Source organism: Pseudomonas sp. BIGb0164, assembly GCF_024810135.1.
Classification (GTDB): Bacteria; Pseudomonadota; Gammaproteobacteria; order Pseudomonadales; family Pseudomonadaceae; genus Aquipseudomonas.
In genome coordinates this window covers 787,156-799,172 of record NZ_JANUEA010000002.1, presented here as the reverse complement: position 1 = coordinate 799,172, position 12,017 = coordinate 787,156, and the positions used below count along the sequence as shown (strand labels likewise).

The window sequence follows — 12,017 nt, the reverse complement described above, 5'->3', positions numbered from 1 at the left end:
GATCGAGGCACTGGTGATGTTTGAGCTGCGTGTTTTGGACGGTCTGCATCAAGGGGCTGCACTGCCGCTGTTCGGTGAGCAGTGGAGCATCGGTGCCCATGCCGATGCCGACCTGATGCTCAATGATCCTGGTGTTGCACAGCAGCATGCTCGGCTGCTGCTGGTCGGCTCGAACTGGTCGGTACAGGCTGAAGCGGGGCTGTTGCAAGGCGCCGATGGGCAGGTTTTGGCGCAGATTGCGAGCCTGGCACCGAACGCTGTGTTTTGCGTGGGGTGTGTACGGCTCTGTGTCACCCTGGCTGATGAGCCTTGGCCGCAGGCGCCGACCCAGGCTCCGCTGGTGTCAGCTCCTGCCACGGAGCCGACGCCAACCCTCAATTTATCGTCCATTTCCCATCCACAACAAAAGCGCCTGATTACTGTGGTGCTGGTGATAACGGTCATCTTCATTCTGGTGGGCATGGCCTCTACAGGAGAGCCCGAGGCCCAGGCCTCCCTGATGCCGCAGGCCTTCCAGAAACGTGAACTGGCCTCGCCGTTTGAAGTGCGCGAGCAGTTGTTGAAGATGCTGGGCGAGCGTGAGCTGGGCGAGCGCGTTTCCCTCCAAGTCATCAATGGCCAGGTCACGCTCAGTGGGGATGTCTCCCAAGACGATGTGGACCTGGTGGCACGGATGCTCAGCCGTTTTGGAGAGCAGTTCGACAGCGCTGTACCGGTACTCAGTCGTGTACGTGTGCGCGACAGCGCGCTGCCCTTCAAGATCGTTCAGATCGTCGGCGGGCCGAATGGCCATGTGGTTCTGGAAGAGGGTACCCGGTTGTTTGTGGGGGATGAGGTGGAAGGACTGCGCCTGGTGTCGATCGATAACAGCAAAGTGGTATTTGACGGTGCGCAGCGGTATGAGGTGCGCTGGTGAGCCTGGAACTGCAAGCGCGTCTGGAGGCCTGGCAGCAACGCCAATCTCAGTCACTGGCGGCTTTTGCGCCGGTGACGATGCGCGGTCGTATCCAGCGCGTCAACGGCATGCTGCTGCAGTGCCGGCTGCCCCTGGCGCGTATCGGAGACTTGTGCCAGGTCGAGAAAGCCCCGGGTGATTGCATGCTCGCCGAGATCATTGGCTTCGATCAGCAGGATGCGGTGCTCAGCGCCCTGGGCAACCTGGAGGGCGTGCGGGTGGGGGCCAGCGTTGAACGCCTGGGTGTGGCGCATCGGGTACAGGTCAGCGATGCGTTGCTGGGCCAGGTGTTGGACGGTTTCGGCAGGCCCATCACGGGGGAGGGTGCCAGTGCTTTTGTGGAGGCGGACTTGCCTGATACGAGTGCAGTGCTGTGTGAAGCGCCGTTGCCCACTGAGCGTCCGAGGATCCACCGCGCACTGGCTACCGGAGTCCGTTCGATCGATGGTTTGTTGACGTTGGGTGAAGGCCAGCGTGTTGGGCTGTTTGCCGGGGCGGGTTGCGGGAAGACCACGTTACTGGCTGAAATCGCCCGTAACGTTGAGTGCGATGTGATCGTGTTCGGCTTGATCGGCGAGCGGGGCCGCGAGTTGCGTGAGTTTCTAGACCATGAGTTGGATGAGCAACTGCGTGCCAAAGCGGTATTGGTGTGCGCGACCTCCGATCGCTCAAGCATGGAGCGCGCGCGTGCTGCATTTACCGCTACGGCCCTGGCCGAAGGTTTCCGGCGCAAGGGGCAGCGGGTGTTGCTGCTGATCGACTCACTGACCCGTTTTGCCAGGGCCCAGCGTGAAATCGGCCTGGCGGCGGGTGAGCCGTTGGGTCGCGGTGGTCTTCCGCCGTCGGTCTACAGCCTGTTACCCCGTTTGGTGGAGCGTGCCGGGTTGACCCGTGAGGGGGTTATCACGGCGATCTACACGGTACTGATCGAACAGGACTCCATGAACGATCCGGTCGCCGATGAGGTTCGCTCACTGCTGGATGGTCATATCGTGTTGTCTCGCAAGTTGGCCGAGCGTGGGCACTACCCGGCAGTGGACGTGCTGGCGAGCCTGTCGCGAATCTTGAGCAACGTTGTCTCTCCGGCAGATATTCGCGCCGGCACCGCATTGCGCCGTTTGTTGTCGGCTTACCAGCAGATCGAGTTGATGCTCAAGCTGGGGGAGTACCAGCCTGGCACGGATGCCCTGACTGACCTGGCGGTGGACAGCCGCCAGGCGGTCGATGCTTTTCTGCGCCAGGACTTGCGTGAGCCCACGCCCATGGCGAGGACGCTGGAGCACATTCAGGAGCTGACCGCACATGTCCCATTCTGACGTGCTGCTTGGTGATGTGGAGACACTGCGACGCCTGCGCAGGCACCGGGCAGACAGGGCCGAACGCAGCCTGCGTGAGGCGAAGCGAGCCCAGCAAACGCTGCTTGCCCATATAGAACAGGCCAGCGACACGCTTGAAGAAAGCCGGCAGGACGAGGCGCGGGAAAGTGCTCAATTGCTCAGCCACTACCAGGGCCAGGTGATGACGTTGCAGGCCCTGAAGACCTGGGGTGCGCAGGAGCGTGTTTTATCGGCCAATACCCGTCGAGACAAAGCCCGGCTGGAAGCATTGCAAGGCCAGCAGGAAGAAAAGGCCATCCGCGTTGGCAGCGCCCAGAAGCAGGTCACCGAGTGCCTGCGACAGGTTGAAAAACTCCAGGAGCTGTCCCTTTTACTGGCGCAGGAGCCGACGTGAAACAGGTTTCCAATAAACCCACTGAGTACCCACGCCTACGTGGAATACGCGAAGACCGTGAGCCCATCGGCGCCGCTGTCGTGCCCTGGGAGCAAGGGCGATTATTCGCCCGACTGTTCGCGGATATGGACGAGGGTGCAGGGAGGGAGCCGTCGCTATCGAAGGCGAAGTCGAATGCCTCTGCCGCCTTGATTGGCGCCCTCGCAGATCAATTACTCCCTCGTATGCAGATGGGGTCGCAGTGGCCGCTTCAGGCGGTGCTGTACCTGCCCAGGCTTGGGCGGATCAACGCCAGCGTGCGTCGTGAACAAGGCGCTTGGGCCATTGAGCTGGAGCCTGAGCAAGACGCAACGGCACGCTGGCTCAGTGGTGTACGGCAACAATGTGAAAGCCGCTTGGCGGCGGCGTTGGGGCTGCCGGTCAGCCTGCATTTACCTTGCATCAGGTCGACATGATAGTGCCGTCACTGGTGTTGCCTTTGATTAGGAGCGACATCGTTGCTGCTCGCCGTCGATTGGGACGTGGCTTGTGCCTGCCCTTTCAAGTGGCGGGGCAGGACGGTGAGTTGCGTCTGGAACCCGGGCGCCCGCCCACCGGAGGCGACATCGTTTGCCTTGAAACCCGGTGTGGTGTGCTCGCGCTTGCGGAGGCCGGGCCGCTGCTCAGCTTGCTGGGCGAATGCCCGGTCACGTTGGCCCAGGCGGGTAACGATTCAAACGACTGGTTTTGGGCGTTATTCCAGCACCACCTCAGCCCGCAGGTACGAACGCTGCTGGGCACCGTGCGACTGCTGGAGGTTGATCGTCCGGTCGGGTTCGGCTGCCAGATGAGTGTGACCCTGGGAGCATCTCGCGTCGTGGGCTACCTGTGGCTTGCCGCCGAAAGCTTCCTGACGTTATACGCGTCCGGCCCGTGGCGCCCGACTGCAGAGCCGATGACGGCGTCGTTTCAGTTGGCGATTGCCGTAACGCTCGGGCGTTTGCACTTGCCGGTAGGGCAGGCACAAGCGCTGCGCATCGGGGACGTGTTGTTGCTTGAGCAGCATTTTTTTCAGGCCTGCGGGACGGGCTATGTACGCACCGGCAGACGGTGCTTGCGAGGGTGTATTGACGATGCCAAAGGCGCTTTGTGCATGACCCTTACTGCTATCGAGGAGACGTCCGTGGACGACAATTTTACTGCGCCCCACTACTCGGAGCATGAGAAGGATGAGCCGGTGGTAGATGTATTCGGCCATGAGCCTTTCGATGAGTTGAGCATGGCGCTGACGGTACGCTGCGGAGCGCTCAACCTCACCTTGGGTGAGCTGCGTAACCTTGCGCCCGGCGCGGTGCTGGGCATTGCCGGCTACGCCCCGGGCATGGCAGGCCTCTATTATGGCGACCGCCCGATTGCTCAGGGGCAGTTGGTGGAAGTTGATGGGCGCCTGGGGTTGCAGCTGTCCCGCGTGATGTTCGGTCGATGAATATCCAGGGGCTGGACCCCCTCATTCTTGCGGTGTTTCTGGGGGCGCTTACGTTGATGCCCATGCTGCTGATCATCTGCACATCGTTTTTGAAAATTGTCATTGTGCTGATGATTACCCGCAATGCCCTCGGCGTGCAGCAGGTCCCACCGAGCATGGCGATCAATGGCATCGCGCTTGCGGCCACCCTGTTCATCATGGCTCCGGTGGGGTACGAGATTGCTGAAAGCATCAAGGTCTCGCCGCTGGACCTGAGCAATGTGCAAACGTTTTTGCAGACGGGAAGCGAGGCCATCAAACCGCTGCGCGCCTTCATGTTGCGCAATGTGGACCCGGACACGCTGACGCACTTGCTGGAAAACACCGCGCGCCTTTGGCCTGCGCAAATGGCGCAGGACGTGCGGCGCGAGGACTTGATCCTGCTGGTGCCGGCGTTTGTGCTGTCACAACTGCAGGCGGGATTTGAGATCGGTTTCCTGATCTACATCCCCTTCATCGTCATTGATCTGATTGTCTCCAATCTGCTGCTGGCGCTGGGGATGCAAATGGTCTCGCCGATGACCATCTCACTGCCGCTCAAGTTGCTGTTGTTCGTGCTGGTCTCGGGGTGGTCGCGCTTGCTCGACAGCCTGTTCCTTTCCTACCTCTGAGTACCCTATGGAACCGATCGTGCTGTTCAAGCAGGGCATGCTGTTGGTGGTCGTACTGTCGGCGCCGCCGCTGATTGTGGCGGTGGTGGTGGGTGTGCTGACGTCCCTGGTACAGGCGTTGATGCAAATACAGGATCAGACGCTGCCCTTTGGCATCAAGTTGGTTGCCGTGGGTATCACGCTGATCCTGACCGGCCGCTGGATTGGGGTTGAGCTGATCCAGTTGATCAACCTGGCCTTCGACATGATTGGCCGCTCGGCCCTGAACTGAGGCGCTGCCTGTGCTGCTTTATCTTGAGTACCTGCCCAGCCTGATGATCGGTATGTCGCGCATCTACCCTTGTGCCATCTTGGTGGCTGCGTTCTGCTTTCAACATATCCGCGGCATGCTACGGCACACCATTGTGATGGTCATGGCGTTGATGCCAGCGCCGGGTATCCATGCCGTATTGGCGGTCGAGGAATACTCCGCGTTGATGCTCGGTGCGCTGGTGCTGAAAGAGGTGGCTCTGGGCCTTCTCTTGGGAGTGCTGCTGTCGATGCCGTTCTGGATGTTCGAATCGGTGGGAGCGCTGCTCGATAACCAACGTGGAGCCTTGGCGGGGGGGCAGCTCAATCCTTCACTGGGCCCGGATGCGACGCCGATCGGGCACTTGTTCAAGCAGTTGGCGATTTATCTTCTGATCGTCACGCTCGGACTGGGTACGTTGACTCAGGTGATCTGGGACAGCTACCTGATCTGGCCGCCCACCGTGTGGTTTCCGCTGCCGGCACCGAATGGCATGGGTGTATTCGTCGGGTTGCTGGGCGACACCTTCACCCACATGATGCTCTACGCCGCGCCTTTTATCGCGGTGTTGCTGTTGCTGGAATTCGGTATCGCGCTGCTGGGGGTTTACAGCCAGCAGCTACAGGTGAGCACGCTGGCGCCCCCTGTCAAATGCCTGGCGGGTATCGGCATTTTATTGGTGTACTTTGCGTTGTTGCAGGACCTTATCGTCGGGCGCATGAGCCAACTGGGTGACCTCAGGCATTCGCTGGGGTTGCTCTTCAAGGCGTCACTGCCGTGAGTGATTCAGGGGAAAAGAAGCACCCGGCGTCAGCCAAGAAGCTGCGTGATCAACGCAAGAAAGGCCAAGTCGCCCAAAGCCAGGACGTCGGTAAATTGCTGGTGCTGACGTCGATCAGTGAAATCGCGCTGTTCACGGCCGAGAGCAGCCTGCAACGGTTCCAGCAGTTGATGATCTTGCCGATCTCAGACCTGAATCAGCCCTTTGCACGGGCTCTGGAGGAGGTGCTGATTGAAAGCCTGATTGTGTTTTTCTCGTTCTCTGTACTGATGGCAGGGGTGGCGATTGCTGTGAAGCTCATCAGCAGTTGGATGCAGTTCGGACTGTTGTTTGCGCCAGAGAGCCTCAAGCCCGACTTCAATCGCCTGAACCCGGTCAGCCAGATCAAGCAGATGTTTTCTGCTCAATCGCTGATGAACCTGTTGATGAGTATCGCCAAGGCGTTCCTGATAGGGCTGATTGTGTATGTGGTGGTCTGGCCCTCTTTGGGGGCGTTGATCAACTTGGCCAACAGTGACCTGCAAAGTTACATCCTGGCGTTGATCGTGCTGTTTCGGCACTTGCTGCATGCCTGCCTCGGCTTGTTGTTGATACTGGCGCTTATCGACCTGATGATGGTGAGGTATTTTTTTGCCAAACGCATGCGCATGACCCAGGTCGAGGTCGTCAAAGAGTACAAGGACATGGAGGGCGACCCGCATGTGAAAGGCCAGCGTCGCGCATTGGCCCAGCAATTGGCCCAGGAAGAGCCGAAGGTGAAGCTGCCCAAGCTGGAGGAGGCGGACATGCTGGTGGTCAACCCGACGCACTATGCGGTCGCCCTGTATTACCGCCCTGGTAAAACACCGCTTCCGTTGCTGGTGAGCAAGGGCACGGACGCTGAGGCCCGCAGGCTGATCGATCGTGCCAAGGCCGCTGAGGTGCCGGTGATCCAGTGCATATGGCTAGCGCGCACGATCTATACAAAAGAGTTGGGTGCGAGCATTCCCCGCGAAACCTTGCAGGCGGTGGCGCTGATCTATCGCACCTTGCGTGAGCTGGACGATGAGGCCAAGCGTGAAACGCTGGAAATCCCCGAGCTTGATCAGCGCTGACCTGGGCGCCATTGACATCCTGATAGGTCAAATAGCCATTGAATAAAGGGGCGTTCGAAACGCTGCTCCAATACCCGTTGTAATTGCCCGGTTCGCAAGGCTTCGCGAGAGACGTGCAAGGCCAACCCCGGTCGTTGGCCGGCGTGAGGTGAACACACCGTGATACCGGGCGCGAGTGGCAGGTGAGCGGCCGCGCCGCTCACCCGTTTTTCCAACTTACCTGGCGTTGATGATCGGGCATTGGCGAGCACTCAGCGCTCCAGCGAGATGGTCTGGTAGTCCGCCCGCCCACCACTGGGGCCGGGTTCGACGCGCATCTGTGGCGGCCACCAGATTACCATTTGGTCATGGGTCGATTGTGGACGTGAGCAGGAGTCGCCCTTGCACGTGGGGGTACAGCCGGTGACGAACAACGCTGCGCTGATCAGTGTGATGCACAACAAGCGGCGATTCATGGCTTGGCCTTCTGAGCTGGGGTGATCAAGGAGGGGCGGGGTACGCTGAGGTGTTCGTCCTTCACCACCGGGCGCATCGCGATAAATACTTCGGCTTCCTCACCGGGCTTGAGCCAGGCACGCGGCCAGGCGCTGACTGCCAGGGTCTGCGAGTTGCTGCATTCTTTTTCGTCTATGCGCACATTGCGGTTGAACTGGTTGCGTAGCACCACGACTGCCACGTTGTACTCGGGGCCGGCATACCATTGGCTGCGATTTTCGTTCAGCGCCAGCAATTCGCGTGTGTTGCATAATGTCCGCAGCCCGAGTGGCATTGGCGCCGCTTTGAAGGTCTGGGGGACTTGCCCGCTGACCAGGTGCGCCAGGGTGCTGATGATGTCGTTGCGATTGATCACCGGCTGGTGAGGGCTGTTGCGCCTGGCGAGCGGTGTGAGCGCCGCTTGCAGATCGACTTGGTCGGCCTGGGGCAAATAGCGCGAGGGGTCGGACTGGTCGCCGATGACGCGCGGGGTGATGATAAACAGACGCTCACGTCGATTGTTCTGTCGTTCGGTCGAGGAAAACAGCGCCTTGCCCAGCAGCGGAATGTCGCCCAGCAGAGGCACCTTGTTCTGCTTGTCGGTGCTTTCGGTGACATGGAATCCACCCACCACCAGCGAGCGTTTTTCAGCCATTACTGCCTGGGTACTGACCTTGCCTCGGCGCACATCCAGTTGGCCTGGCATGGGGTTGGTCTCGTCGAAATTCCCGTCTTCAATATCCACCGCCAAGTGGACCTGGTGACCACCGCGACTGGTGATGACTCGCGGTACGACCTGGAAGCTGGTCCCCACGGTGACCGGCAGAATGGTTGCGTTTTCTCTGCCGGGCGTCAGGTACTGAGTGCGGTTGAAGTCGATGACCGCTGGCTGGTTTTCCAGGGTGAGGACCGAAGGGTTGGAGACCATGGTTGCCAGCCCCTTGGCTTCAAGTGCGCGTATATCCGCGTAGAAGCGATCACGATTTTCAATCGATAACTGCGAGGTGGTGCCAGGAGCCTGGTTGGTGCCGAGGCCACGGAAACGACTGTTCTGGAAGCCCCAGTTCACGCCGAACTCGCGTAATTGCGTGCGCTCGATGTCGAGGATAATGGCATCGATCTCTATCAGCTTGCTTGCGACATCGAGCTGAGCGATCAACTCGCGGTACAGGGCCTGGCGCTCCGGCAAATCGTAGATCAGTACCGCGTTGTTACGCACATCAGCTTCGACGCGAATCCGGCTGGAGGGTGTTGGTGCGCGTGGGGTGAGCGTGCCGCCTGTCTCGAACTGCGCAGGGTTGCTGTTTACGCCAACCATCTGCCCGATCAGTGGGTTGTTCAGCCGGGGAATGTTTGGCGCAAGGGGGGAGGGTTGTGAAGGGGGGCGTTGGCCAAGCCCCGAAAGAGAGGAGGTGGCGCGGGGCTCCAACAACCCGCGTAAAATGCTCGCAACGCCGGGAATGGCATGTTTTTCACCGCGATATTCCACTTGGCGATCCGTCGCGTTGGCGAACTTCAGCGGGTAGCTGAGCACGCTTTGTTTTTCTTCCGGTGAGCGGCGTTGGCTGCTGAAATGCTTGATCTGTTCTATATAGCGCCGCGGGCCGGAGACCAAGACGACGCCGTCTTCGGGGAGTTCGCCCCAGCCGAAGCGGCTGTCGAGCAGGCCAATATCCGTGAGTGCTTTTTTGAGGTCCGCGATGGTTTCGGAAGAGACCTCCAAACGTGCAGATTCCTGTTGATCCAGAGAGCTGATATAGAGCGTGTTGTTGTACAAATACCACTGGAAGCGATGTTCGACCCCCAGTCGATCAAGCAATGATTGCGGGGTGTTGGCGCGAATCTTTCCGTTGACGTTGCCCTCCAGTAGCCCCTCCACTTGCAGTTGCGTACCAAAGGTCTGCGCGAAGTCTTCGAGCACTTCTCGCAGCGGTTTTTGTTGGGCCTCGTAGGCGTAAGCGGTATTTTTCCATTCGGCAGGAATGGCTGCGTAGGTACTGACGACGGGCATCAGCAAGCATGGCAGTGCGACCAGGCACCGCCATCCCGCTCGTTTTGACGATGAGCGCGGTGAATCAAAGCGCAAGCCGGTGTGCTTGGAGGGGGGGTTAAACATGAGGTGTTCTCTTGTTAGTAAGACGGCGAGCGTAGCGAGGTGGGTTTGAGGTTCAGAGCCGGCCGAACAGGGCGCGCGGCAGCGGAGCGCCAGGTATCGCGTTGGTTAAACAGTGTCTGGAGGCAACCGAAGAGCGTGGCCTCATCGCACGCTCCGCGCGGTCTCTGAGCCACTCACCGACCAGCGCTTTCATAGTTACTGGAAACTCTCAAAGGCACTTTTGAGCAGCAAGTGATTCACCCGGTTGTGCTCCAGGTAGGCCATCTGCGTCGTGGCTTTTTTCATGGCCAGTTCGAAGAACTCGGCGTCTGAACCATTGGCTGAGACTTCAGCGATATTCGCTTTGTAGGCCTTGTGGGCGACGTCGCTGTTTCTTAATAGCTGGCGAGATAGATCATTAAAAAAATCCATGGTTTTTCCTTCATGTCGGTGGGTTTGAATGCGCGATAGACCTGTTTGCAAGACGTTATGAAAACGCTGGCTCGCGTACTTTCAGGTCGTAATCCAAGTACTCTTGACTGCTGTTGAAGAACGCTTCGAGCAGTGAGTTCCAACTGATTCGGAAGTCGCCCTCGTCGGTTTGCAGAACGAGTGTCTGAGGCCGGATTGCTTCGTCGGTGTGAAGCTTCCAATACGTGGCATTGCGAAGGCTGAGGCACTGTTCGATCTCTTCAACGTCATGGGGATGACACATCAGCGTCGCATTGACCTCTTGGACTTGGCTGGCCAGTAATTGCTTGAGCAAGGCTGCCAGCCTTTGGGGAGGCGCGATGTCGTCAAGCAGGCGACGCATCGCCTGCTGGGTGATGCGGGTCGCATAGTGTTCGAGGCTGTCACACATCGCCTGACGGTCGAGGTCCCACTGCTTGAGTTGGGTATCTGCGCGCTGCCAGACCTGCAGTGAGGCTTCTTGCTGCAGCACTTCACATTTCCTTTCTGCCTGGCTTATCAGCTCGTCGGCCTGGGCACTGGCGTGGCGTAAAATCTGGTTGGCCTGGTCCCAGTCCTTAAGCTCTTCACGGAGGATCAGATTACGTGGCAAACCAGAGGCACCGCTGGGCAACTCAAGGGAGTGTCGGCATAGCATCGGCGTTCTCCTTACACGTTCGAGTCGAGGGGGATGGTGTCGGTTGCCGTTGTCGTCACCCGCCAGACGACGGCTTGCCAGAGTGTGTTCAGTTGGCTGGTTGCTCCCTCGACGGAGAGTTTTTTTTTTCCACTTCTTGCACGTGTCCACGGGGAAAGCGCAATCGCAGGCGCTGCCAGGTGGAGGGCGCTACCCAGCTACAGAGCAATTGCAACGGGTCGGCATCGCGCAGTGGCCGCGCAGGAGGCAGGGCCTTGGAAAGTCGTGTGCACCACAACTGATGACTGTCGCTCAAGCCTGACGAGGCTTGCGGATTGAAGATGTCGTGAACCAGTGTCAGCGCCAAATTGAGTTGCTCCGTGGAGGCAAGGGCCAGGCGGAGCACGGTGGTATGAGGCTCCGGAGGCAGACAGGCGACAACACCCGGGAACGTGCAGGGGGCCCATCCACCGCTACGATGGAGCGCGTCCATCGCACTATGAACGTCATCTCGCCAGTCTTCGTGGGCGTACTTCCAAGGGAACGCCCACCATTGTGCCCAGGCCAATTGCTCGCTCGCCGACTGATCGATGCTAGGCGTCATGGGCAGCGCCGATTGATTCGCCTGCTACAGGCCTCCCTTGCCGCGCGCGCTGGCGTCGTGCAAACAGGAGTGATGCGGCGAGGGTGATGGCCACTAGGCTGAGCAGAAAAAGGGTTACGCTGGTTCGCCAGAACGGGAGGTCATCGTTGGGCACCAGGAAAGGGCCGAAGTAAGCCAGGCGTTGCTGTTCCTGATAGGCAGTGGCTGGCACGAAGATCACACTTAGTTTTTGCGGGTTGTCCACCGCAGCGGTCATGCCCGGGATGCTGCTCGCGACCATCCTGCGTACGCGGGCGCAGATGTTATCGGGGTCCAGGCGCGGGTCATGTTTGATGAATACCGACGCGGACGCGGGTTGGACCGGCTCACCCGGTGCGACGCGTTCCGGCAGCACCACGTGCACACGCGCAACGATCACACCGTCAATATTGGACAGGGTGGCCTCAAGCTCTTGGGACAGGGCATAGATGTAGCGCGCGCGCTCTTCCAGCGGCGTGGAAATGACCCCTTCCTTGCGAAACGTGTCACCCAGCGTAGTGCGTGCCGCTCGAGGCAACCCGGCGGCTTCCAGCGTGCGTACGGCGCGCCCGATGTCGACGGCATTGACGGCCACGGTGACGCCATCTTTGGCCGGGACTTTCTGCGCGCGAATGTGTTTGTCGGCCAACTCTGCGATGACCTCATTGGCCTCTTGCTCGGAGAGTTGGCGATGAAGTTCGACACGATCGCTGCAGCCACCCAACATCAGTGCAGCCGCCAGGAGTAACGCGACAGGCAGGAAACTGTTCATGG

14 protein-coding genes are annotated in these 12,017 nt (G+C 59.7%); 9 read left to right on the top strand and 5 right to left on the bottom strand.

Features of this window, described 5'->3' with window-relative positions:
* Window positions 1-16: 16 nt before the first annotated feature.
* From M2394_RS07640 to sctU, 9 genes are read left to right on the top strand one after another with little or no spacing between them, the layout of a single operon-like run.
* Complete coding sequence (locus tag M2394_RS07640) at window positions 17-916, top strand: FHA domain-containing protein (RefSeq protein WP_259172005.1); 900 nt, start codon at window positions 17-19, stop codon at window positions 914-916.
* Complete coding sequence (locus M2394_RS07635) at window positions 913-2,271, top strand: FliI/YscN family ATPase (RefSeq protein WP_310522010.1); 1,359 nt, start codon at window positions 913-915, stop codon at window positions 2,269-2,271. Before M2394_RS07640 ends, M2394_RS07635 begins: the two co-directional genes overlap by 4 nt.
* Window positions 2,258-2,686, top strand: coding sequence for a type III secretion system stalk subunit SctO (locus M2394_RS07630; protein WP_259172004.1), 429 nt, complete (start codon window positions 2,258-2,260; stop codon window positions 2,684-2,686). The genes M2394_RS07635 and M2394_RS07630 overlap by 14 nt, the downstream gene beginning before the upstream one ends.
* Window positions 2,683-3,141, top strand: a complete 459-nt coding sequence (locus M2394_RS07625; RefSeq protein WP_178919246.1) for a type III secretion system HrpP C-terminal domain-containing protein — start codon at window positions 2,683-2,685, stop codon at window positions 3,139-3,141. Before M2394_RS07630 ends, M2394_RS07625 begins: the two co-directional genes overlap by 4 nt.
* Window positions 3,138-4,151: a FliM/FliN family flagellar motor switch protein gene (locus M2394_RS07620; protein ID WP_259172003.1), complete on the top strand. Its 1,014-nt coding sequence runs from the start codon at window positions 3,138-3,140 to the stop codon at window positions 4,149-4,151. Before M2394_RS07625 ends, M2394_RS07620 begins: the two co-directional genes overlap by 4 nt.
* Window positions 4,148-4,801 carry a type III secretion system export apparatus subunit SctR gene (sctR, locus tag M2394_RS07615; RefSeq protein WP_178919242.1) on the top strand — a complete coding sequence of 218 codons (654 nt, stop codon included), beginning with the start codon at window positions 4,148-4,150 and terminating at the stop codon, window positions 4,799-4,801. The genes M2394_RS07620 and sctR overlap by 4 nt, the downstream gene beginning before the upstream one ends.
* A 7-nt stretch (window positions 4,802-4,808) precedes the next feature.
* Entirely contained in the window at window positions 4,809-5,072 is a 264-nt protein-coding gene (gene sctS / locus M2394_RS07610; protein ID WP_178919240.1) for a type III secretion system export apparatus subunit SctS, read from the top strand.
* 10 nt (window positions 5,073-5,082) lie between these two features.
* Window positions 5,083-5,871: a type III secretion system export apparatus subunit SctT gene (gene sctT, locus M2394_RS07605; protein WP_178919238.1), complete on the top strand. Its 789-nt coding sequence runs from the start codon at window positions 5,083-5,085 to the stop codon at window positions 5,869-5,871.
* The gene (gene sctU / locus M2394_RS07600) at window positions 5,868-6,965 is read left to right on the top strand and encodes a type III secretion system export apparatus subunit SctU (protein ID WP_259172002.1); all 1,098 of its coding nucleotides are present in this window, start codon (window positions 5,868-5,870) and stop codon (window positions 6,963-6,965) included. The genes sctT and sctU overlap by 4 nt, the downstream gene beginning before the upstream one ends.
* Window positions 6,966-7,216: 251 nt before the next feature.
* Here the strand turns inward: sctU and hrpT are convergent, their stop codons facing one another.
* The 5 genes from hrpT to sctJ form a co-directional block, all read right to left on the bottom strand.
* The gene (gene hrpT, locus M2394_RS07590; RefSeq protein WP_178919234.1) at window positions 7,217-7,420 is read right to left on the bottom strand and encodes an HrpT family type III secretion system protein; all 204 of its coding nucleotides are present in this window, start codon (window positions 7,418-7,420) and stop codon (window positions 7,217-7,219) included.
* Window positions 7,417-9,555, bottom strand: coding sequence for a type III secretion system outer membrane ring subunit SctC (sctC, locus tag M2394_RS07585; RefSeq protein ID WP_259172001.1), 2,139 nt, complete (start codon window positions 9,553-9,555; stop codon window positions 7,417-7,419). The genes hrpT and sctC overlap by 4 nt, the downstream gene beginning before the upstream one ends.
* Before the next feature lie 195 nt (window positions 9,556-9,750).
* Window positions 9,751-9,966 carry a hypothetical protein gene (locus tag M2394_RS07580; RefSeq protein WP_178919232.1) on the bottom strand — a complete coding sequence of 72 codons (216 nt, stop codon included), beginning with the start codon at window positions 9,964-9,966 and terminating at the stop codon, window positions 9,751-9,753.
* A gap of 55 nt (window positions 9,967-10,021) precedes the next feature.
* Window positions 10,022-10,642 carry a type III secretion system stator protein SctL gene (gene sctL, locus M2394_RS07575; RefSeq protein ID WP_259172000.1) on the bottom strand — a complete coding sequence of 207 codons (621 nt, stop codon included), beginning with the start codon at window positions 10,640-10,642 and terminating at the stop codon, window positions 10,022-10,024.
* Between the two features lie 572 nt (window positions 10,643-11,214).
* Window positions 11,215-12,015: a type III secretion system inner membrane ring lipoprotein SctJ gene (gene sctJ / locus M2394_RS07570; RefSeq protein WP_259171999.1), complete on the bottom strand. Its 801-nt coding sequence runs from the start codon at window positions 12,013-12,015 to the stop codon at window positions 11,215-11,217.
* Window positions 12,016-12,017 lie beyond the last annotated feature (2 nt).